Origin of the sequence: Aeromonas rivuli, assembly GCF_020149575.1 — a bacterium.
GTDB classification, from domain to species: domain Bacteria; phylum Pseudomonadota; class Gammaproteobacteria; order Enterobacterales; family Aeromonadaceae; genus Aeromonas; species Aeromonas rivuli.
In genome coordinates this window covers 1,426,540-1,448,940 of record NZ_CP079742.1, presented here as the reverse complement: position 1 = coordinate 1,448,940, position 22,401 = coordinate 1,426,540, and the positions used below count along the sequence as shown (strand labels likewise).

Annotated in this window: 17 protein-coding genes, 1 tRNA gene and 1 pseudogene; 13 read left to right on the top strand and 6 right to left on the bottom strand. The window is 62.6% G+C overall.

All coding sequences use genetic code 11. The features are described from left to right. Positions 1-226: 226 nt before the first annotated feature. Positions 227-802, bottom strand: a complete 576-nt coding sequence (gene grpE / locus KYK33_RS06865) for a nucleotide exchange factor GrpE (protein WP_042042685.1) — start codon at positions 800-802, stop codon at positions 227-229. 393 nt (positions 803-1,195) lie between these two features. On the opposite strand from grpE, the gene nadK reads away from it, so the two are divergent. After that, positions 1,196-2,080 (top strand): NAD(+) kinase, encoded by an 885-nt coding sequence (gene nadK / locus KYK33_RS06860; RefSeq protein ID WP_042042704.1) that lies wholly within the window; start codon positions 1,196-1,198, stop codon positions 2,078-2,080. Positions 2,081-2,119: 39 nt separating this feature from the next. Here the strand turns inward: nadK and KYK33_RS06855 are convergent, their stop codons facing one another. Next, positions 2,120-3,295, bottom strand: coding sequence for a GGDEF domain-containing protein (locus KYK33_RS06855; protein WP_224432488.1), 1,176 nt, complete (start codon positions 3,293-3,295; stop codon positions 2,120-2,122). A gap of 295 nt (positions 3,296-3,590) precedes the next feature. On the opposite strand from KYK33_RS06855, the gene recN reads away from it, so the two are divergent. From recN to KYK33_RS06830, 5 genes are all read left to right on the top strand, one after another. Beyond that, the gene (gene recN / locus KYK33_RS06850; protein WP_042042687.1) at positions 3,591-5,255 is read left to right on the top strand and encodes a DNA repair protein RecN; all 1,665 of its coding nucleotides are present in this window, start codon (positions 3,591-3,593) and stop codon (positions 5,253-5,255) included. Between the two features lie 431 nt (positions 5,256-5,686). Then, positions 5,687-6,583 carry a DHH family phosphoesterase gene (locus KYK33_RS06845; RefSeq protein ID WP_224432487.1) on the top strand — a complete coding sequence of 299 codons (897 nt, stop codon included), beginning with the start codon at positions 5,687-5,689 and terminating at the stop codon, positions 6,581-6,583. 278 nt (positions 6,584-6,861) lie between these two features. Continuing rightward, positions 6,862-8,025 carry an efflux RND transporter periplasmic adaptor subunit gene (locus tag KYK33_RS06840; protein ID WP_224432966.1) on the top strand — a complete coding sequence of 388 codons (1,164 nt, stop codon included), beginning with the start codon at positions 6,862-6,864 and terminating at the stop codon, positions 8,023-8,025. Then, positions 8,025-9,983: a MacB family efflux pump subunit gene (locus tag KYK33_RS06835; RefSeq protein ID WP_224432965.1), complete on the top strand. Its 1,959-nt coding sequence runs from the start codon at positions 8,025-8,027 to the stop codon at positions 9,981-9,983. The genes KYK33_RS06840 and KYK33_RS06835 overlap by 1 nt, the downstream gene beginning before the upstream one ends. An 11-nt stretch (positions 9,984-9,994) precedes the next feature. Next, positions 9,995-11,392 (top strand): efflux transporter outer membrane subunit, encoded by a 1,398-nt coding sequence (locus KYK33_RS06830; RefSeq protein ID WP_224432486.1) that lies wholly within the window; start codon positions 9,995-9,997, stop codon positions 11,390-11,392. Positions 11,393-11,471: 79 nt separating this feature from the next. Here KYK33_RS06830 and KYK33_RS06825 read toward each other — a convergent pair whose 3' ends face one another. Beyond that, a complete protein-coding gene (locus KYK33_RS06825) occupies positions 11,472-11,837 on the bottom strand; it encodes an MDR/zinc-dependent alcohol dehydrogenase-like family protein (RefSeq protein ID WP_224432485.1) in 366 nt (121 codons plus the stop codon). Positions 11,838-12,239: 402 nt separating this feature from the next. Between KYK33_RS06825 and prpB the strand changes: the two genes are divergently transcribed. The 5 genes from prpB (at position 12,240) to prpF (ending at position 18,504) form a co-directional block, all read left to right on the top strand. Further along, positions 12,240-13,139, top strand: coding sequence for a methylisocitrate lyase (gene prpB, locus KYK33_RS06820; RefSeq protein WP_224432484.1), 900 nt, complete (start codon positions 12,240-12,242; stop codon positions 13,137-13,139). A 64-nt stretch (positions 13,140-13,203) separates the two neighbouring features. Then, positions 13,204-14,364: a bifunctional 2-methylcitrate synthase/citrate synthase gene (gene prpC / locus KYK33_RS06815; protein ID WP_224432483.1), complete on the top strand. Its 1,161-nt coding sequence runs from the start codon at positions 13,204-13,206 to the stop codon at positions 14,362-14,364. Next, positions 14,364-14,516: a hypothetical protein gene (locus tag KYK33_RS06810; RefSeq protein WP_224432482.1), complete on the top strand. Its 153-nt coding sequence runs from the start codon at positions 14,364-14,366 to the stop codon at positions 14,514-14,516. The genes prpC and KYK33_RS06810 overlap by 1 nt, the downstream gene beginning before the upstream one ends. Next, complete coding sequence (acnD, locus tag KYK33_RS06805; protein ID WP_224432964.1) at positions 14,516-17,146, top strand: Fe/S-dependent 2-methylisocitrate dehydratase AcnD; 2,631 nt, start codon at positions 14,516-14,518, stop codon at positions 17,144-17,146. The genes KYK33_RS06810 and acnD overlap by 1 nt, the downstream gene beginning before the upstream one ends. A 155-nt stretch (positions 17,147-17,301) precedes the next feature. Further along, positions 17,302-18,504: a 2-methylaconitate cis-trans isomerase PrpF gene (gene prpF / locus KYK33_RS06800; protein WP_224432481.1), complete on the top strand. Its 1,203-nt coding sequence runs from the start codon at positions 17,302-17,304 to the stop codon at positions 18,502-18,504. Between the two features lie 140 nt (positions 18,505-18,644). Here the strand turns inward: prpF and KYK33_RS06795 are convergent, their stop codons facing one another. Then, complete coding sequence (locus KYK33_RS06795) at positions 18,645-18,887, bottom strand: DUF6719 family protein (RefSeq protein ID WP_224432480.1); 243 nt, start codon at positions 18,885-18,887, stop codon at positions 18,645-18,647. Between the two features lie 464 nt (positions 18,888-19,351). Further along, a tRNA-Ser gene (locus tag KYK33_RS06790) sits at positions 19,352-19,441 on the bottom strand. Between the two features lie 277 nt (positions 19,442-19,718). Between KYK33_RS06790 and KYK33_RS06785 the strand changes: the two genes are divergently transcribed. Next, positions 19,719-20,630 carry a L,D-transpeptidase family protein gene (locus KYK33_RS06785; protein WP_224432479.1) on the top strand — a complete coding sequence of 304 codons (912 nt, stop codon included), beginning with the start codon at positions 19,719-19,721 and terminating at the stop codon, positions 20,628-20,630. Positions 20,631-20,650: 20 nt separating this feature from the next. After that, positions 20,651-21,658, top strand: coding sequence for a DUF481 domain-containing protein (locus KYK33_RS06780; protein WP_224432478.1), 1,008 nt, complete (start codon positions 20,651-20,653; stop codon positions 21,656-21,658). Between the two features lie 244 nt (positions 21,659-21,902). Here the strand turns inward: KYK33_RS06780 and KYK33_RS06775 are convergent. Then, a pseudogene (locus KYK33_RS06775) lies at positions 21,903-22,283 on the bottom strand (hypothetical protein); the annotation flags it as partial. Between the last annotated feature and the right edge of the window lie 118 nt (positions 22,284-22,401).

Genomic DNA, 22,401 nt, shown 5'->3' with positions numbered 1-22,401 from the left:
GCCTTAATGCGTTAACGGCTAGGTGGGGGCTAAGCAATGTGCTTTCAAGCTCCCGGTAGCAAATTCTTGCTACCGCCGTACCTTGTCACCTATATGGGGTCTGGTCGTTCAGCTTCAAGGGCTGAATGTAAAAAACCAGCGGCTTTTCTCATGCAACCGACCCCCTTGGCTGGCAGCCAGCCAACAAAAAGCCCGCCTCGCGGCGGGCTCGGCAATGGCGCGGGGATCAGGCAGGGGCCTTGGAGACCATCACCATGGCCGGACGAATGACGCGACCATTGAGCTCGTAGCCTTTCTGCATCACGGCCATCACTGTGTTTGGCGCCAGCTCGGCATTCTCGATCATGCTCATCGCCTGATGGGCATTGGGGTCGAACGGCTGGTTGGTGGGATCCAGTGCCACCAGGCCGAATTTGGCCACCGAGCTCTGCATGGACTTCAGGGTCAGGTCGACCCCTTCGATCATCGGCGCCAGCGCCTCGTTCTCTTTGTCGGCAAGATCGATGGCACGCTCCAGGTTGTCGAGCACCGGCAGCAGCTCGGTGGCGAATTTCTCCAGGGCAAACTTGTGGGCCTTCTCGACGTCCAGGGCGGCACGGCGACGCAGGTTTTCCATCTCGGCAACGGCACGAATGGCGCGCTCACGCTCGTCGGTTGCGGCCGCTTCGAGGGTGGCCAGTCGGGCCTCCAGCTCGGCGATACGCACCTGCTCGGCTGTCACTTCACTGTCTACATCGGTCGGCTCGACTGGCTGGGTGTCGACTTGCTCCATCGCTTCAACCTTTTGTTCTTCGTGGTTCATGACATCTCCAATTAAGGGTTACTTCGTTCATTGCCGCTTATTATGGGGATGCATCCCCCGCTTTCAAGGGGTAAACGCGATCATCTGACCTTTACAGACCCTGTCTGTGGCCGAAATCGACCGAACCGGGCAGCGCGCATCATCCCTCTTTCTGGCAGGGTGCCCATACGGCAAGCGCGCGAGACAGGTTCGCTCCCAGGCCCGGCGGCATGGCCCCCAGCCGGACTTGACCCGGGCAAACAGGGCGACTCTCTGCCCACAGACGGGCTATTGACCGGCTGTCTGGCCACTGGCTTGGCCATGACGAGCCGGGGGCATCTTGCGTGCGGGCAGACAAAAGGGAAGCAAATCAAGGTATACTGCAGCCAAATCCACTCAGCACCCGACCCTATGATGGACTCCCCCTTCAACACCATCGCCCTCATCGGCAAGCCTCATCACGAAGGCGCCAACCAGACCCTGAGCGGCCTGCACCAGTATCTCAGCATGCGCGGCTTTCGAGTGCTGATAGAGAGCCGGGTGGCCCAGACCCTCGGCATAGTGGATGACAGCGTCATGGATCTGGTGCAGCTCGGCGAGCAGGCGGATCTCGCCATCGTCGTGGGCGGAGATGGCAACATGCTGGGGGCGGCCCGGGTATTGTCGCGCTTCGACGTGGCGGTGATTGGGGTCAATCGGGGCAATCTCGGCTTTCTCACCGATCTCTCGCCTCAGGACTATCTGGTGCCGCTGGAGCAGGTACTCTCGGGCCACTTCAAGAGCGAGCACCGCTTCTTGCTGGAAGCCGCCGTCTATCGCCATGGGGAGCGCAAGTCTGCCAATCTGGCGGTCAACGAGGCCGTACTGCACCCGGGCAAGATAGCCCACATGATAGAGTTCGAGGTCTATATCGATGGCAGCTTTATGTACAGCCAACGCGCCGATGGCATCATAGTCGCGACCCCGACCGGCTCCACCGCTTACTCCCTCTCGGCAGGGGGCCCTATTCTCACTCCCAAGATCAACGCCATCACGCTCGTCCCCATGTTCCCCCATACCCTGAGCAGCCGCCCCATAGTGCTGGATGCGGACAGTGAGGTACGGCTGCTGGTCTCCCCCGACAACCAGGACGATGCCATGCAGGTGAGCTGCGATGGCCAGGTGACCCTGGCGGTGCAACCGGGGGACGAGATCCTCATCAAGAAGAGCAGCCACAAGCTGCATCTGGTCCATCCGCTGGATTACAGCTATTTCCACGTGCTGCGCAACAAACTCGGCTGGGGCAGCAAGCTGTTCTAGAGAGAAAGCTGGCTCAAGGCCCCATGGCCCTGAGCCGCACTATCCCTCGCCAGACTCGACCAGCCTGAGCGGCTCTGTCTCCGGCTGAAAAAATACGCCATTGCGTCCCGCCAGCTTGACCCTGTACATGGCCTCATCGGCCCGGTCCAATAACTGCGCCAAATCCACCTCACCATGGGCGCATACCCCGCCCAGGCTCACGGTCACTGCGTCGCAAGGCAGACAGCGCCCCTGACTGGCGCCAAGCGCTATCTGACTACGAATGCGATCGCAGATGGAAAAGGCGTCTCGACCGTTCACTCCCCGCATTATGATGGCAAACTCCTCGCCGCCAATCCGCCCCACCAGATCATCCTTGCGCATCTCGGCCATCAATGTCTGAGCCACGAAGCGGATCACATGATCGCCACAGCCATGGCCGAACTTGTCGTTGACCTGCTTGAAGTGATCGATATCGAGCACCGCCACGCAGAGCACCCCATCCGGCTGACTCGCACAATGGCGCTCTCCCAGCTTGAACAGACCCCGTCGATTCAGCACACCGGTCAGGGGGTCCCGTTCGGAGAGTGCCAGCAGCTCCTGTTCGGTCTGGACGTAGGCCACCAGGGGCAACAGCAGCACAGACCCTATGGTCAAGACCATGTGCATGAAGAAGATGGTGTCGAGCAGCCACTGTTTGGCGTGCTGATCCGGGCCGAATGCCTGAGCGAGCAGGGCTATCCCCTGGCTCAACAGGATCACGAAATGGATCAAATAGATGAAGGAAACGGTATGCAGCACCCGCTTCTGGGTCTGACTCAGGGAGAAGATGAGACAGGCGCACCACAGATAGATCACGGATTCGATAAGAGCCAGCACCAGGCGCACATCAAACTGGCTCGCCAGCACCAGATAACTGAACAGGAAGAGGGCAACAAAACCCCGGACGCTCCTCGTATCCAAGGGTTTGTCATACAGGGCGTAGAAGCCTGCAAGCAACAGCAGCACACAGATCAGAGACGTAAAGCCGCCCCAGAACAGCCCCAGTGCCACATAACCCGTCATGCTTCCCAGGCAGAGCAGCAGTATCGAAAAGGAGAACAGAAACGCCGACAGGGACCAGAGCAGGAAGTTGCCCCGCCCCGGCTTGAGTCGATGGATGAACAGCATGAGCAGAGCGGCCATCAGGTTGATTGCCAGAGAGATGATCAGTAGCGTCGGGGTGTGGATTGTCATGAGTCATCCTTGATGAGGATCGCTGCCCATCCTTGGTCAGCAGTCCTGGCGCCCCAGCCCCCACAGGGACCAAGCATGTCAATGAGTGTGTCCGAGCGACCCCGGCGCGACAAGCGCCTTTTTCAAGAAGTGATGAAGGATGGAGGAAAGGAGGCGATCCCCCCCTCTTGGCATGACAGCCTCACCGCCTGGATTAGCCCTGGGGACGAAAAATCCGCCACCCCTCTTTACTGTATATAAGACCAGTATATACTGGATGCATACACAGTAATCTTGGCCCAGACAGGATGAGACCATGCTGACCCAACTGACCGTCAACAACTTCGCCATCGTCAAGTTTCTCGAGCTCGATCTGCAACCCGGCATGACCTGCATCACGGGGGAGACGGGGGCGGGCAAATCCATCGCCATCGATGCCCTGGGGCTCTGTCTCGGCGAGCGTGCCGAGGCGGCCATGGTGCGCCCCGGCAATGACAAGACCGAAGTCAGCGCCCGCTTCCTGCTGGAGGGTAACCCCCAGGCCCGTGCCTGGCTGGCTGGCAATGAGCTGGAGAGCGAGGGTGAGTGCATAGTGCGACGGGTGGTCTCGGCCGAGGGGCGTTCACGCAGCTATGTCAATGGTGTGCCCGTGCCCCTGACCCAGCTGCGCAGCCTGGGGCAACTGTTGGTCAACGTACACGGCCAGCATGCTCATCAGTTGCTGGTCAAACCCGACTACCAGCTCGCCCTGCTCGACGGCTATGCCGGTCACCATCTGCTGCTGGCGGACGTTCGCCACCACTACCAGCATTGGCGTCAACTGCAAAACGAGCTCAATCGCCTCAAGGCCGAGCAACAACAGCGGGAGGCTCGTCGCCAGCTCATCGAGTATCAGGTGCAGGAGCTCGACGAGTTCGCCCTGCAATCCGGAGAGTTCGAGGCGATCGAGGAGGAGCACCAGCGCCTCGCCAACGGCACCGAGCTGATGCAGGAGTGCGGCTTCTGTCTGGATCTGCTCTATGACAACGAGGAGACCACCATCGCCGGCCTGCTGCAGATCGCGGTAGACAGAGCAGAGGGTCTGGTCAACATGGATGCCCGACTCGCCCCTGTGCTCGGCATGCTCAATGAGGCGCTCATCGGCGTACAGGAGAGTCATAGCGAGCTGCGTGGTTATCTGGACAAGCTGGAGCTGGATCCCGAGCGCTTCAATGAACTGGAAGCGCGCCTCTCCAAGGCGATCAATCTGGCCCGCAAACATCATGTCAAACCCGCCGAGCTGGCCCATTACCATCAGGAGTTGGCCAGTGATCTGGCACGGCTCAACTCGGATGAACAGCGCCTCGAGGGGATGGAGGCTGAACTGGCCGAGGCCCGCCTCGCCTTCTTGCAAGCTGCCGATGCCCTGAGCCAGAGCCGCCAGCGCTATGGTGCCGAGCTGGCCACCCAGGTCACGGCCAGCATGCAGGAGCTCTCCATGACCGATGGCCGTTTCGCCATCGAGATCAAGCCCGATGCCAACGCCAGCCTCTCCCCCTTGGGGATAGACAGGGTCGAGTTCGTGGTGAGTACCAACCCGGGCCAGCCTATGCAGCCGCTCGGCAAGGTCGCATCGGGGGGAGAACTGTCGCGCATCAGCCTCGCCATTGTGGTGATCAGTGCCCGCAAGGTCGCCACCCCTACCCTGATCTTTGATGAGGTGGACGTGGGGATAAGCGGCCCTACCGCCGCCGTGGTGGGTCGCCTGCTGCGCCAGCTTGGCGAATCTACCCAGGTGATGGTGGTCACTCACTTGCCCCAGGTGGCAGGCAATGGCCATCAGCACATGGTGGTGAGCAAGCACACCGACGGCAAAACCACTGAGACCAGGATGAGCGCCCTCGACAACAAGGCCCGCCTCAACGAACTGGCCCGCCTGCTTGGGGGGGATCAGATCACCGACAACACCCTGGCCAACGCCCGCGAGCTGCTGCAGGCCTGATCCTGCAACCTGCCAACCTGCCAACCTGCCAACCTGCCAACCGGCTAGCCTGGGGCTAGCCATCTATCCCTCCAAGATGAAAGCAGAGTGGACCTCTCCATGGCCTGGCCTGTTTCACCCTGGGGTGGATCAGGCCAGCCCCACCCTTTTCCGTGCTGGCGTTCAGCGCCAGCCATTCCGGCAAGCAACGCAATGCCTCTTTCTCCTTCGACAGCTGGCTCCTTTGATTGCTGGTCCCTTCGATAGCCAACTCCTTTGATGGCCAGCGCGACGCGGGATCCTCTGCTGCCTCTTTGCAAGGGAAAGTCCAGGTCTCCAAGCGGACTCCCCTCCTGCGCGCATCATCCCGCATCAGGATCCATCCCCCTCACAGCGCCGGGATGATATGCTGATGGCCTATCTTGTTTAAGCGCATCCAGCCCGAGGTTTTCATGATCCATGTATTCGGCCATCGCAATCCCGACAGTGACAGCATCTGCAGTGCCCTGGTACTGGCAGACTGGCTCAACGGCCAGGGGCGTCCCGCCACTCCCTGGCGCCTGGGCTCCTTGCGCACCGAGACCCGCTTCATTCTGGAGTGCGCCGGCATAAAGAGCCCTGCCCTGCTGACCCAGGAGCTGGACGGTCTGGATGTCTGGCTGGTGGATTTCAGCGACTTCGAGCAGGGGCCCGAGAGCCTGGCCCGCGCCAACATCATCGGTCTGGTGGATCACCACAGACTCGGCTCCCTGCGCACCGAGGCCCCCTTCGATGCCTGGATCCGCGCCGTAGGCTGCTCGGCCACCATAGTGTTGAGCCTGCTCGACCAGGTGACCCGCCCCCAGGCCCGTCTCTTGCTTGGTGCCATCATGAGCGACACCCTCTGCCTCACCTCCCCGACGACCACCCCTCAGGATGAGGCAGCCTGTCAGCGACTGGCTCCCCTTGCCGGGTTGAGCCTGGCCGAGTTTGGTCAGCAGTTGCTGGTGGCCAAGACGGATCTCAGCGGACTCAGCGCCGCCCAGTTGCTGCGTCAGGACGAGAAGGGTTATCAGGTGGCAGGGGTCAATCTGGTGATGAGCCAGATAGAGGTCGGCAGCCAGGCCCAGATAACCCCCCTGATGGCGGAGCTCGAGGCCGAGATGGCGCAACGAGTGACCACCGATGACCTGGATGCCTATGTGCTGATGGTGACGGATCTCGGCGAAGGGGCGAGCCGGATCAGCGCCTGTCCTCACCCGCAAAGGGCATTGCCGCAGCTGCCGCAACACACCGTGACTCTGCCAGGGGTGGTGAGCCGCAAGAAGCAAGGGCTCCCCTGGCTCACCGCCCAACTCAGCCAAGGCTGATTGACCAGCCTCAGCCAACCCGGCTGACGCCCCCACTCTTCAGGCGAAGTGCCCTGCTACCCGGCGCTGGCCCGCACCCAGCGGGTCAGCCATATCAGGCTGGCGCGCTTCGCCATCCCTGCCCCATGCAGAGCGCCTCCCTGCGGGAGGCTTCTCCTCCTGCGTCCTGAGTTGACAAGCTTTGTTACAGGATCCCAGTTGTCTTTTGTCCGCCTTTTGCGGCAGGATGTCTCCTTTTGTCTCCCCCCGCGTTCATGGATGCCAGATTCACGATGAAGATGCCCCTCACTCCCCCGCTGCGCTGGCTGATGGCCGCCCTGCTGGTCGCTCTCTCCATCTGGCTGCTATGGCCGGGCAAGGCTGCCGAACCCTTGTTGAGTGCATCGGTCACCCGCCAGGACATCGAAGATGCCGTGCTCGCCAGTGGCGCCCTGGAGGCGGTGGAACAGGTCGATGTGGGTGCCCAGGTCTCGGGTCAGGTCACCCGGCTGCTGGTCGAGAATGGTCAGCAGGTCAAACAGGGGGATCTGTTGGCCGAGATAGACCCGCTGATCGCCCAGAACGATCTCAAGACGGCCCAGGCCGAGCTCGCCAGTAGCCAGGCGCAGCTCAGGATCAAGCAGGCACAGCTCAAGCAGTACGAGCTCGCCTATCACCGCCAGCAGCAGATGTTTGGCCAGCAGGCGAGTTCAAAGGCCGACCTCGAAAACGCCGAGGCCCAGCTCGCCGTGACCCGGGCCGAGCTGCAAAACGCCCAGGCCAACATCGACAGTGCCGCCATCAAGGTCGAGCGCTCCCGCACCCAGCTCGGCTATACCCGGATCCAGGCCCCCATGGATGGCACCGTCGTCTCCATCGTCACCCGTCAGGGCCAGACCCTGGCGGCCACCCAGACGGTGCCCACCCTGCTCAAGCTCGCCAATCTGGATATCATGACGGTCAAGGCGCAGATCTCCGAGGCCGATGTCAGCAAGGTGCGCGCCGGCATGCCGGTCTACTTCACCCTGATTGGCGATCCCGATACCCGCTACCGGGCCAAGCTGCGCACCGTTGAACTGGCACCAACCAATGTCAACGATGCAACGACCAGCACCAGCAGCACCAATGTTGCCGTCTACTACTATGCCCTGTTCGATGTGCCCAACCCCGACCATGCCCTGCGGGTCGCCATGACCACCCAGGTCACCATAGTGCTTGGCGAGCGCAAGGGCGTGTTGACCATTCCCAGAACCGCCCTCGGCAAACAGTTGGCGCCGGGCGAGTATCAAGTACAGCTGTTAAGCGGTGACACCCCCGAGCCCCGTACCATCAAGACCGGACTCAAGGATGATATCAAGGTCGAGGTACTGGAGGGACTCGCCGAGCATGACAAGGTGGTGATTGGCGAGGCCCCCAAGGCAACCGGGGATGAGGGCCATGAGGAAGAGGATGAGATGTCATGATGGCCTCCCGCAATGAGGCCCCCGGCGACGCTCCGCTTATTGAACTGCGAGGCGTCAGTCGCCGCTACCTGAGCGGGGAGCAGGAGGTGACAGTGCTGCACCCGCTGGACTTGTCCATCCACGCCGGGGAGATGGTGGCCATTGTCGGCGCCTCGGGGTCGGGAAAATCCACCCTGATGAACCTGCTCGGCTGCCTCGACAGACCCAGCGAGGGGCGCTATCTGTTTCGCGGTCAGGAGACCGCGGACTTGGACGCCCTGGCCCTGGCCCGGCTGCGCTGCCATCACTTCGGCTTCATCTTCCAGCGCTATCACCTGCTGCCACATCTGGACGCCGCCGCCAACGTCGAGATCCCCGCCGTCTATGCCGGCATGGCCAAGGGGGATCGCCATGCTCGCTCCAAGGCGCTGCTCACCCGGCTGGGGCTGGCCGATCGCAGCCATCACACTCCGGGCCAACTCTCCGGCGGACAGCAGCAGCGGGTCAGTATCGCCCGCGCCCTGGCCAATGGCGGCGAGGTGATCCTGGCCGACGAACCGACCGGTGCACTGGACAGCCAGAGCGGCAAGGAGGTGATGGCCATCCTCAAGGAGCTCCATGCCCTGGGTCACACCATCATACTGGTGACCCATGACATGGCGGTGGCGGACCATGCGGATCGCATCATCACCCTCAAGGATGGCCAGGTGCAGAGCGACAGCGGCAGCCCGCAGCAGACGGCCTCTGCCCTGAAGACCATGCCCCAGTCCTTGGGCAATCAGGGGCTGGATCGTTACCGCGAAGCCGCCCGCATGGCCCTGCATGCCATGATGGCTCACCGAATGCGCACCTTTCTCACCATGCTCGGCATCATCATCGGCATCGCCGCCGTGGTGAGCGTGGTGGCCCTGGGTCAGGGCGCCCGCGCCAAGGTGATAGGCGAGATCAACGCCATGGGCACCAACACCATAGACGTCTTCCCCGGCAAGGATTGGGGAGATGAGCAGGCTGCCAGCATACGCACCCTCAACGAGGGCGACTTGCGCGCACTGCAGGGACAACCCTATCTGGAGGGGGCCAGCCCCCAGCTCTCCACCTCGGTGCAGCTGCGCTATCGCAATCAGACCAAGAGCGGCACCGTCAACGGCGTCAGCAGCGACTTCTTCCGGGTCAAGGGCATGACACTCGTCAGTGGCCGCCTGTTCAGCGAGCGCGACAGCCTGGACAGGGCGCCCCTGGCCGTGGTCGATGCCGACACCATCAAGGGCTTGCTCGGCGATGAAGACCCCATCGGCAAGGTGCTGCTCATCGGTACCCTGCCGGTGCGGATCATCGGTCTCATCAAGGAGGAGACCGGCTTTCGCCAACCGAGCCAGTCGGTGAGCGTCTGGTTGCCCTATCGCGCCGTGATGAGTCGCCTCATCTCCCAGAACCATTTCAATCAGATAACCCTGAGGGTCAGGGATGGCATCCAGCCCGCCCTGGCAGAGCGAGAGGTCATTGCCCTGCTGCGCCAACGCCATGGCAGCAAGGATTTCTTCACCTTCAGTAGCGACAAGATATTGAAATCCGTCGAGAAAACTACAGCAACCCTGACCCTGCTGGTCTCGGCTATCGCGGTGATTTCGCTGATCGTCGGCGGCGTTGGCGTCATGAACATCATGCTGGTCTCCGTGGTGGAGCGCACCCGGGAGATTGGCATTCGCATCGCGGTGGGCGCTCGTCAGTCCGACATCTTGCAACAGTTCCTGATTGAAGCCGTGATGGTCAGCCTGCTCGGGGGCGTACTCGGGGTCGGCATCGCCTTGCTGATCGGCCTGCTGTTCTCCTCCCTGGTCGATGCGATGCAGATGCAGTTCTCCCTCTTCTCCATCCTGATGGCGTTTGCCTGTTCCACCCTGATCGGGGTGCTGTTTGGTTATCTGCCCGCCCGCAATGCCGCCCGGCTCGACCCTGTGGTCGCGCTGGCCAGAGAGTGAAGATGAAACCCATGAAGATATCCTGGCTGGGGCTCTGCCTCGCCCTCGGCGCCTGCTCCCAACAGAGCAGTTATCACAGAGCCGACCTGGCGCTGCCAGACCAGTGGCAAGAGGGGGATGTGCCTGCTCTGTCCGTGCAAACCGGCTCCTGGTGGCAGGGCTTTCATGACCCCCGACTCGACGCCCTGGTCGAGGCGGTACTCGCCGCCAATACCAATCTTTATGTGGCCGGACTCCGGCTCAAGAGCGCGAGGATCGCAGCGGATCAGGCCGACACCAACCTGACCCCAGGGGTCAATGCCAGCCTGGGGGCCAGCGGCACCAAGGACATCAAGAGTGGCGCCAGCACCCACAGTCTGGGACCGACCCTCGCCATCAGTTATGAAGTGGATCTGTGGGGCAAACTGGCGGCGGTGCGGGATCAGGCAAGCTGGGAGGCCGCCGCCAGCGCCGAGGATCTCGCCGCCACCCGCCAGAGCCTGATCAGCCAGACCCTGCAGCAATATTGGCAACTCGGCTATCTCAACAGCGCCATCACCCTGGGGGAGCGCCAACTGGCCAACCTCAGCGAGATCCAGAGCCTGACCCGAGTCAAATATGAGGCAGGGGCCATTCCTCGCCTCGATCTGGTGCAAGCCAGCGGGCAGCTCGCCGGCAAGCGTGCCGCCCAGGCTAACCTGCGCAATCAGAGGGTCGCGGCGAGCAATGCGCTGCTGCAACTGCTCGGCCGCAGTCGAGGACCTCTCCCCTTCGAGCCGCAGAGCCTCACCCAAAGCCCCATCCCTGACATCGCCGCCGGCCTGCCGGCCGATCTGCTGGCCAGACGCCCGGATGTGAGAGCCGCCGAGCTGCGCCTGCGCAAGACGCTGGCGCGCAGTGACGAGGTGCGCACCAGCTTCTACCCGGCGCTCACCCTGACCGGGGGGGCCAGCACCGCATCGGATACCCTGGCGCAGGTGCTGGAAAATCCGGTGGGCAGCCTGGGGGCCGCCTTGACCCTGCCCTTCCTCGAGTACAACAGCAATCGACTCGCCGTCGCCGGCAGCCAGAACGACTACCAGATAGCCCAGGCCGAGTTTCGCCAGCAGCTGTTCGATGCGCTGTTCGAGGTGGAAAACGCCCTCGCCGCCCGCCGCTTTGGCGAGCAGCAGCTGGCCAGCCTCGCCGAACAGCAAGACTATGCCATCGACGCGGACCGGCTCGCCCGGGTGCGCGTCGAGGCGGGTAGCAGTCCGGTGCAAGATTGGCTCGATGAACAGAATCGACGCTGGGATGCCGAGCTGGCCCTGCTCAGCCAGCAGCAGACTCAGCTCAACACCATGGCCAGTCTCTATCTCGCCCTGGGCGGCAGCGATGCCACCGGGCGCGAGACCATGCCCACCCCGCCCGCACTGCGCCCCGGGGGATGATAACCAGGGCCGTGCCTTTTCCCCTGACCCCTCACCCACTGAGCAAGGCAAAGCGCCTGCCGGGTGAGCGCCACTGTGCTCAGGATTTGCTCATGGCGCCCATTTCTTGCTCCCGGATCAGCGTCTCGTTGACCTTGCCGACGCAGGTCTTCGGGATCCCTTGCACGACCCGGATCTGGCGCGACTCGAGAGAGCGGTGAACCTGCGCTGCGTCCTGCAACGCGTAACCCTGGTTGCTCTCTCTTGATCCGCCCGCTGGCCCCGTGACCGAACAGCTCGTCGCCAGGGCCTCCTTCTCGGCGGGATCGGCGATGTAGTCGGCGAGCGCCGGACGGGCCAGATAGAGGGAGCCCTTCATGGCCAGCAGCCGCAGGTTGAAGCCCTCGATGGGGCCGGAAGCGGTGCCGACGCAGACCCCCACCGCCACCTCTTCGTCGCGCCGCACGTCCGGGCCCCGGTTTCATAAAAGCCTATGGCGTTGGCCATCTCACTCCTCCAATCCGTTCGTGAATGAAATGCATCGTCCGGATTGAATCCAGGGGGTTGGGTGAATGACCCTTCTCATCGGGCGACAGCCACTTTTCATCTCATGACCCCCTTAGAATGCGTTGCCTACCCTCGGGGAAGACGACAGAAGCTGTCCTGTCCAGCCTGGCGGCAACACGCCAAAAGCCGCTTACACCATGGGATGAGCGCCATCTGACTGGAGGATATGGCGTCATCCAGACCCGGTGGCTGGCGCGCCGATGCGATGCCCCTTGGACTTAAGTAATGTTGACGTTGACGTCAACGTAGTGTGAGATAGTTCTATTCACGGAAAACCATGAACAGCATGAAAGGAGTCTGTATGTCTACCTTGTCCCCGTCGGCCGGAGCCCGCTTTCGCAGCGCGCTGGCCAATGAAAAACCCCTGCAGATCGTCGGTACCATCAACGCCTACATGGCGCTGATGGCCGAGCGCAGCGGTTTCAAGGCGCTTTATCTGTCCGGTGCCGGGGTGGCCAACGCCTCCTATGGCCTGCCGGATCTCGGCATGACCTCCATGAACGACGTGCTCATCGATGCCGAGCGCATCACCGCCGCGACTCAAGTGCCACTGCTGGTCGACATCGACACCGGCTGGGGCGGCGCCTTCAACATCGCCCGCACCGTCCGCGCCTTCGAACGCGGTGGTGTCGCCGCCGTCCACATGGAGGATCAGGTTGCCCAGAAGCGCTGCGGTCACAGACCCAACAAGGCCGTGGTCTCCATCGCCGAGATGGTGGACAGGATCAAGGCGGCGGTCGACGCCCGCACCGATGAGCACTTCGTCATCATGGCCCGCACCGACGCCCTGGCGGTGGAAGGGCTGGGTTCGGCCCTGGAGCGCGCCGCGGCCTACGCCGCCGCCGGGGCCGACATGATCTTCGCCGAGGCGGTCACCGAGCTGGATCAGTACGACCGCTTCAAGCAGGCGGCTGGCGTCCCCATCCTCGCCAACATGACCGAATTCGGCCAGACCGAGCTGTTTGACAAGGAGGCCCTCGCTGCCCATGGCGTTGACATGGTGCTCTACCCCCTGAGCGCCGCCCGCGCCGCCAACCAGGCCGCCCTCAATGTCTATCAGCAGCTTCGCCAGGATGGTCACCAGCGCGCCGTGGTCGACACCATGCAGACCCGGGAAGCGCTCTATGACTTCCTCGGCTACCACCACTACGAGCAGACCCTGGACAGGCTGTTCACCAAGGATCTGTCTACCAAGGAATAACACGCCGACCGGCCGCCTCATGCTGGCGGCCGGCGCTTCAACGGACTGAATGAGGAAACCTGTGATGAGCGCACTTGTGGAGACCACCCCCGGCTTCAAACCGAAGAAATCCGTCGCCCTCTCCGGCACCGCCGCCGGCAATACCGCCCTGTGCACCGTCGGCCTCTCCGGCAACGACCTGCACTACCGTGGCTATGACATCCTCGATGTCGCCACCAGCTGTGAATTCGAGGAGATTGCCCACCTGCTGGTGCATGGCCATCTGCCCAACATCGCCGAGCTGGCCGCCTACAAGGCCAAGCTCAAGGCCCTGCGTGGCCTGCCCTCCGGCGTCAAGACCGCCCTGGAGCAGCTGCCCCCCTCCGCCCACCCCATGGACGTGATGCGCAGCGCCGTCTCGGTGCTGGGCTGCGTGTCGCCGGAGAAGGACGACCACAACCACCCGGGCGCCCGGGACATCGCCGACAAGCTGATGGCCTGCTTAGGCTCGGTGCTGCTCTACTGGTACCACTTCAGCCACAACGGCAAGCGCATCGAAGTCGAGACCGATGATGACTCCATCGGCGGCCACTTCCTGCACCTGCTGCACGGGGAGAAGCCACGTGCCTCCTGGGTGCGCGCCATGCACACCTCGCTGATCCTCTACGCAGAGCATGAGTTCAACGCCTCCACCTTCGCAGGCCGGGTGATCGCGGGCACCGGCTCCGACATGTACTCCTGCATCACCGGTGCCATCGGCGCCCTGCGCGGGCCCAAGCACGGCGGCGCCAACGAGGTGGCCTTCGAGATCCAGAAGCGCTATGAGAATCCGGATGAGGCCGAGGCTGACATCCGCGCCCGGGTCGAGAAAAAAGAAGTGGTGATCGGCTTCGGCCACCCGGTCTATACCGTCTCGGATCCCCGCAACAAGGTGATTAAAGAGGTGGCTCGCGAGCTCAGCCTGGAGCAGCACAACAGCAAGATGTTCGACATCGCCGAGCGGCTGGAGTCCACCATGTGGGAGGCCAAGAAGATGTTCCCGAACCTCGACTGGTTCAGCGCCGTCAGCTACCACATGGTGGGGGTGCCCACCGCCATGTTCACCCCGCTGTTCGTGATCGCCCGCACCTCCGGCTGGTCGGCTCATGTCATCGAGCAGCGCATCGACGGCAAGATCATCCGCCCGAGCGCCAACTACACGGGCCCGGAGGATCTGACCTTCGTGCCGCTCAAGGAGCGCAAGTGATGACCAACGCACAATACCGCAAGCCGCTGCCCGGTACGGCACTGGATTACTTCGACGCCCGGGAAGCGGTGAACGCCATCGCCCCCGGCGCCAGGGACAGGCTCTCCTACACAGCCCGCGTCCATGCCGAGCAGAATCAGGAGCGCAAGTGATGATTAACACTCAATATCGCAAGCCCCTGCCCGGCACGGCGCTGGACTACTTCGACGCCCGTGCGGCGGTCGAAGCCATCCAGCCCGGCGCCTGGGACAAACTCTCTTATACCGCCCGCGTCCACGCCGAGAATCTGGTGCGCAAGTGCGATCCGGCCATCCTCGGCGAGTGCCTCGGCCAGATCGCCTTGAATAAACGCGATCGCGACTTCCCCTGGTTCCCGGCCCGGGTGGTGTGCCACGACATCCTGGGCCAGACCGCCCTGGTGGACTTGGCCGGTCTGCGCGATGCCATCGCCGATCAGGGGGGAGATCCTGCCCAGGTCAACCCTGTGGTGCCGGTGCAGCTCATCGTCGATCACTCCCTGGCCGTGGAGTGCGGCGGCTTCGATCCGGATGCCTTTGCCAAGAACCGCGCCATCGAGGATCGCCGCAACGAGGATCGCTTCCACTTCATCAACTGGACCAAGCAGGCGTTCAAGAACATAGAGGTGATCCAGCCGGGCAACGGCATCATGCACCAGATCAACCTGGAGAAGATGTCGCCTGTCATTCACAACGACAGGGGCCTCGCCTACCCGGACACCTGTGTCGGCACCGACAGCCACACCCCCCACGTCGACGCCCTCGGGGTGATCGCGGTGGGGGTGGGCGGCCTGGAAGCCGAGAACGTGATGCTGGGGCGCGCCTCCTGGATGCGCCTGCCTTCGATCGTCGGCGTCGAGCTCAGTGGCAAGCCGCAACCCGGTATCACCGCCACCGACCTGGTGCTCTCCCTGACCGAGTTCCTGCGCAAGGAGAAAGTGGTCGGCGCCTACCTGGAGTTCCGTGGTGAGGGTGCTGGCGCCCTGACCCTCGGCGATCGCGCCACCATCTCCAACATGGCACCGGAATACGGCGCCACCGCGGCCATGTTCTTCATCGACCAGCAGACCCTCGACTACCTGCGCCTCACCGGCCGTGATAGTGAGCAGGTCAAGCTGGTGGAGACCTATGCCAAGGAGGCGGGTCTCTGGGCCGACTGCCTGGCGAGTGCCCAGTACGAGCGCGTGCTGCACTTTGATTTATCGACCGTGGTGCGCACCCTGGCGGGCCCCTCCAACCCCCACCGCCGCCTGCCGGTGGCCGATCTCGCCGCCCGCGGCATAGCGGTGGATCTGGACAAGGCCCGCGCCCAGGAGGCCGACGGCCTGCTGCCGGATGGGGCCGTCATCATCGCCGCCATCACCAGCTGCACCAACACCAGCAACCCGCGCAACGTGATTGCGGCGGGACTCTTGGCGCGCAACGCCAACCAGCTCGGCCTGACCCGCAAACCCTGGGTCAAGTCGTCCCTGGCGCCGGGCTCCAAGACAGTCGCGCTTTACTTGAAAGAGGCGGGGCTGGGCAGCGAGCTGGAGCGGCTGGGCTTTGGCATAGTGGCCTTCGCCTGCACCACCTGCAACGGCATGTCAGGTGCGCTGGATCCCGCCATCCAGCAGGAGATCATCGATCGCGATCTCTATGCCACCGCCGTGCTGTCGGGCAACCGCAACTTCGACGGTCGCATCCACCCCTACGCCAAGCAGGCCTTCCTCGCCTCGCCGCCGCTGGTGGTGGCCTACGCCATCGCGGGCACCATCCGCTTCGACATAGAGAAGGATGTGCTGGGAGTGGTGAACGGTAAGGAAATTCGCCTGAAAGACATCTGGCCAAGCGATGAAGAGATAGATGCCGTGGTCAGGGCCTCGGTGAAGCCGGAGCAGTTCCGTCAGGTCTATATCCCCATGTTCACCATAGAGGAAGAGCATGGCCCCAAGGTGGCGCCCCTGTATGACTGGCGTCCCATGAGCACCTATATCCGTCGCCCGCCTTATTGGGACAAAGAGGGGGAAGGGGCGCTGGCGGGGGAACGAACCCTCAAGGGCATGAGGCCGCTGGCGGTGTTGCCGGACAACATCACCACGGATCACCTGTCGCCCTCCAACGCCATCATGCGCAGCAGCGCGGCCGGTGAGTACCTGCACAAGATGGGCCTGCCGGAGGAGGACTTCAACTCCTACGCCACCCACCGCGGCGATCACCTGACCGCCCAGCGCGCCACCTTCGCCAACCCTCAGCTGGTGAACGAGATGGCGGTGGTGAACGGCGCAGTGAAGAAGGGCTCCCTCGCCCGGGTCGAACCGGAGGGCCGGGTCATGCGGATGTGGGAAGCCATCGAAACCTACATGGCCCGCAAGCAGCCGCTGATCATAGTGGCGGGCGCCGACTACGGCCAGGGCTCGTCCCGTGACTGGGCGGCCAAGGGGGTACGGCTGGCGGGGGTGGAGGTGATAGCGGCGGAAGGCTTCGAGCGCATTCACCGCACCAACCTGATCGGCATGGGAGTGCTGCCCCTGGAGTTCAAACCGGGCACCAGCCGTTTGACCCTGGGGCTGGACGGCACCGAGACCTATGATGTCAAGGGGGCACGCACCCCGCGCACCGATCTCGTGCTGGTCATTCACAGGCGCAACGGCGAGACGCTCGAGGTGCCCATGACCTGCCGCCTCGACACCGCCGAGGAGGTCTCGGTCTACGAGGCTGGCGGCGTGCTGCAGCGCTTCGCCCAGGACTTCCTGGAAGCGACCACCCACAAGGCCGCCAGCTGATATATGGTATTCCCCCTCCCCTTCACCGGGAGAGGCATGATGTGCTCCCTCTCCCTTTGGGAGAGGGTTGGGGTGAGGGGATCTCCCCTCATCCGCCCTTAGGGCACCTTCTCCCCGAGGAAGAAGGAACCGTCACTCTTTTCAGGACAAGATTCATGGCCCCACTCTCTTCGACTCACACACCTCAAGTCAGGATCCCGGCCACCTATATGCGCGGCGGCACCAGCAAGGGCGTCTTCTTTCGCTTAAGCGATCTGCCCGAGCGCTGCCAGGTGCCGGGCCCGGCCCGCGACGCGCTCTTCATGCGCGTGATCGGCAGCCCCGATCCCTACTCTGCCCACATGGACGGCATGGGGGGCGCCACCTCCTCCACCTCCAAGTGCGTGATCCTCGCCAAGAGCCAGCAGCCCGATCACGACGTGGACTACCTCTACGGCCAGGTTGCCATCGACAAGCCGTTCGTGGACTGGAGCGGCAACTGCGGCAACCTCTCCACCGCCGCCGGCGCCTTCGCCATCCATGCGGGGCTGGTGGATCCGGCTCGCATTCCCCAAGACGGCACCTGCGTGGTGCGAGTCTGGCAGGCCAATATCGGCAAGAGCATCATGGCCCATGTACCGGTGAGCAACGGCCAGGTGCAGGAGACCGGTGACTTCGAGCTGGATGGGGTCAGCTTCCCCGCCGCCGAAATCGTGCTGGAGTTTCTCGACCCCTCCGAGGATGGCGAGGAGGGCGGCGCCCTCTTCCCCACCGGCAACCTCATCGACGATCTCGAGGTGCCCGGCATAGGAAACATCAAGGCCACAATGATCAGCGCCGGCATTCCGACAGTGTTCGTCAATGCCGAGGAGATCGGTTATCAGGGCACCGAGCTGCGCGAGGCGATCAACGGCGATCCCGAGGCGCTGGCGCGCTTCGAGGCCATCCGTATCGCCGGCGCCCTGCGCATGGGGCTCATCAAGACGCCGGAGGAGGCGGCCACCCGCCAGCACACCCCCAAGGTGGCCTTCGTCGCCAAATCGAAGGAGTACCTCTCCTCCAGTGGCAAGACGGTGATGGCTGGCGAGATCGACCTGCTGGTGCGGGCACTCTCCATGGGCAAGCTGCACCACGCCATGATGGGCACCTGCGCCGTGGCCATCGGCACAGCGGCGGCCATTCCCGGCACCCTGGTGAACCTGGTCGCCGGTGGCGGCGAGCGTGAGGCGGTGCGTTTTGGCCACCCTTCAGGCACCCTGCGGGTGGGGGCAGAGGCGCGGCAGGTGAATGGCGAGTGGACTGTCACCAAGGCGGTGATGTCTCGCTCAGCCCGCATCCTGATGGAGGGCTGGGTGCGGGTGCCGGGCGATGCCTTCTAGCGCCCTGCCCCTATAAAAACAAAAAGGCCCGGGCAATTGCCTGGGCCTTTTCATTGGGGATTGATCCCATCAACTTATATGCCGATGGCCGATGACTGCTGACAAGGCTTTCCCCTGTTGATCCATAGCCAGCGTACTGGCTACTGCGGACGCGGCACACACTCGACGTGGCGAGGAAGATTCTTGCTCCCATCGCCGCCGCGAAGCTTTTTGACCTGGCCATCCGGACACTTGCCATCGTCCACATAGACCAGCTTCCCAGGCGGCACGCCGCCAGGAGGAGGATCCTGTTTCAGATACTCGATGGGGGCTGGGACAAGGGTGGTACAACCCGACATCAGGCTCACCATCAGCAACCCCGCGCTCTGCCATCTCATTACCATCTGTCGCTCCTTCTGTGTGATCCCGGCCCTGCGCCAACTCACGCACAGGCCCCATGAACTCAGGCAGTGTAGCCACCGGATCCCATAGACCGAAACCCGCTCCCGGCGCCGCTCCGACGATTTCAGACACAGGGAGGCGCATCCTTGGCTCCATCGCCTTGATGAGCAAACTGGGCGTCTTGCTGGATAGATGATCCCGATAAACAGTCGCAGTCTTCACACAGGCTCGTCCACTCGAGCTGGCTCGGTCACCTTGAATTGCCACCCATTAGCCAGCCACTTGCATTGTTGATGCGCCGTTTCAGGGCCCTGTATGTCATGGGTTCAGATATGTCCAAATTACCGAGCACCCTCAACAGCAAACACGGGGCGATGAGCGGTCCAGCGCCGTTCATCTGGATGGCATCTCCGCAGAGACAGACAACGAAAAAGCCCAACCTACTGAGTAGGTTGGGCTTGATAGATGGCGGAGAAACAGGGATTCGAACCCTGGGTGGTATTGCTACCACAATTGATTTCGAGTCAATCCCGTTCGGCCACTCCGGCATCTCTCCATAGGGGCTATTCTGACTCAGTCCCACCCAGGAAATCAATCTCAATCTCTTTAAATATCAACTGACTGTATAGAAATCCATCAAGCATCATGGCGGGCCTCATCATGGGTCTCCTCCCCTGTTGCTTCCTTGCTCCGCCTGGCTCCCTGTTGTTTATCCCGGCGGATGAAGATCGGTGCGTCGCTGCCGCCGGGCTGGTATTCCCGAGCCGATTGGTTAACAATTTCGCCTCTTTCGCCCTCCCTGAGGGGATCCGTTTCGACGACCTGGATTGCTCATGTTCAACTTGCGTATTCTGCTACCGCTCCTCACCACTTGCTGGGCGGGCTCAGCACTGGCCACCAGCTATCCGCTGCCTGCTGCCAACAGCCGCCTCATTGGCGCCCCCGAAGACTACATAGTGCAGCAAGGTGAACACCTGGAACTGATCGGGGCTCACACTCAGATTGGCTTCCTGGCACTGCTTGAGGCCAATCCCGGGGTCGATCCCTACCTGCCCAAACCGGGTACCCGTTTGATCCTGCCCACTCAGATACTGCTGCCGGATGTGCCGCGAGAGGGCATCGTCATCAATTTGCCGGAGCTGCGCCTCTACTACTTCCCCAAGGGCGCGAATGATGTGGTGGTACTGCCCATTGGCATAGGTGACATAGGCCGCGAGACCCCGGAGATGACCACCACCGTCATTGCCAAGAACCCCAATCCAACCTGGACGCCGGGGCCCATGGTGCGCAAATCCTGGCTGGAGCAAAAGGGCATCGACTTGCCCGCCGTGGTGCCGCCGGGCCCGGACAATCCGTTGGGCAAGTTCGCCATGCGGCTCGGCTATGGCAAGCAGGACTACCTGATCCACGGCACCAACAAGGATTTCGGCGTCGGGCTGAGGGTCAGTGCCGGCTGCATCCGGCTGCGACCCGCCGATATCGAATCCCTGTTCAAGCAGGTGCCGTTGGGCACCCAGGTCAGGGTCATCAATCAGCCGGTCAAGACCGCCATAGAGCCAGATGGCAGCCGCTGGCTGGAGGTGCACTCCCCCCTGTCCCGCACCGAGCAAGAGCTTGAGCAAGGTGCCCCCCTGGTGCTGAGCCCGGCGGTCAAAGGCTTTATCGATGCCCCCGAGGTGGATGCGGGTCAAGCCAGCCTGGCGCTGGAGCGCAAAAACGGCATGCCCCTGCTCGTTGGCGGTTAAGTGCCAGATAGGACACCATGATGAACCCCTGCTCTTTCCTGCGCGCCTTGCCGCGCCTGCTCTGCCTCTGCGCCCTGCTGGCCGCGACGCCACTCTGGGCCGCCGATATTCTCTGGATGCACAACGGCGATCGGCTGAGCGGCAAGATAGAGGAGATGACCGACAAGATGGTGCGCATCAAACTGCCCTATGGGGAGCCGCTGACCATAGCGCGCAGCGCCATCATGCGCTGGCGGCTCGATCAACCCTACAAACCCAAATCCACCGCCAAGGGGGGCATCGACTTCAACCCCCTCGGCATTGCCGAAAATGCCTGGCATATGACGGGCAACGGCGACGTCAACATCAAGCTCAAGAGCAACACCAGCCAGAGCAATGACGTCAACCTCAAGGGCGCATTCGAACTCGCCAACATGGATTGGCGCTACACCCTGGAGGGGGAGTACAACTACGAAACCACCGATGGCAAGACCGACAGCCACGACTACCAGCTCAAGCCCATTGTCGATATCTTCTTCGATCAGAGCTGGTTCTGGCGAACCTCGGTGGACTACGAGTACGACATGATAGACACCAACTATCTCTCCCTCGACTTGGGTTCGGGCCCCGGCTACCGGTTCTGGAATGACAAGAAGCGCCGCCTCGAACTCATCACCCAGGGCGGTGTGCGTCATGCCTATTGGCGCGATGGCAATGACGAGATCATGGAACTGTTTGGCAAGTTGCATGCCTCCTACCCCTTCGCCAGTCTCGGCTGGGACTATCGTCAGCCTGTCTGGGAGGAGCGGATAGAGCTGTTTAGCAAGGGCACCTACATCAAGTACCTGGATCAGGACTCCCCCCTCTTTACCCTCAACCAGAGCGTCAATGGCAGCATCGGCATGCGCTACTACTTCAACGATAACGTCCGCCTCTCCTGGTCGAGCGAGCTGGATTGGGACGATACCTGGTTCAACACCCCGGACGGCCGCATCACCATAGATGGCAAGGAGTGGCGCCAATATATCAGCCTAGGGGCCAGCTTCTAGGCCCCTGCGGGCGAGCACGCCAGCCTCGTTTGAGACAATAAGCCCTGAGATGGCGAATGACGGCGAATAAAACAGGGGGCCATGGGCCCCCTGAACATCGCGTATCGCTATTAGCTGGCACCCCAGGGAGCGCCCCGCTTGCACACCCTTAGCCGGTCTTGACGCATTTCTGGATAAAGCTGTTCTTGGCCGCCCCCGCCAGCTTCTTGTCGGCCGCCGCTTTCTCGCATTGGCTTGCCTTGTCGGCCGTGGCATCGGTTTTCACGCATTTCTGGATAAAGCTGTTCTTGGCCGCACCGGCCAGCTTCTTGTCGGCCGCCGCTTTCTCGCATTGGCTTGCCTTGTCGGCCGTGGCATCGGTTTTCACGCATTTTTGGATAAAGCTGTTCTTGGCCGCACCGGCCAGCTTCTTGTCGGCCGCCGCTTTCTCGCACTGACTCGCCTTGGCGCTATCAGTGGCCGGGGCTGTCTTGACGCACTTGCCGACGAAGCTGGTCTTGGCCGCGCCGCTCAACTTCTTCTCGGCAGCCTGACTCTCGCACAGCTGCTGCGCCGTCATGGTGGCGCTGTGCGCGACCCCCACCCCCATCAAAAACACCGTCACCAGGATGGCAATACCTTTCATATGACAACCTCCTACTGTTGATCCCAATATGGTTTTTACCTCTTCGAGCGGGCCAAACGAGGCACCCTCATCAGGGTGCACTATAGTCGCCCCGCCGCATTACAACCAAAGCCGTCAT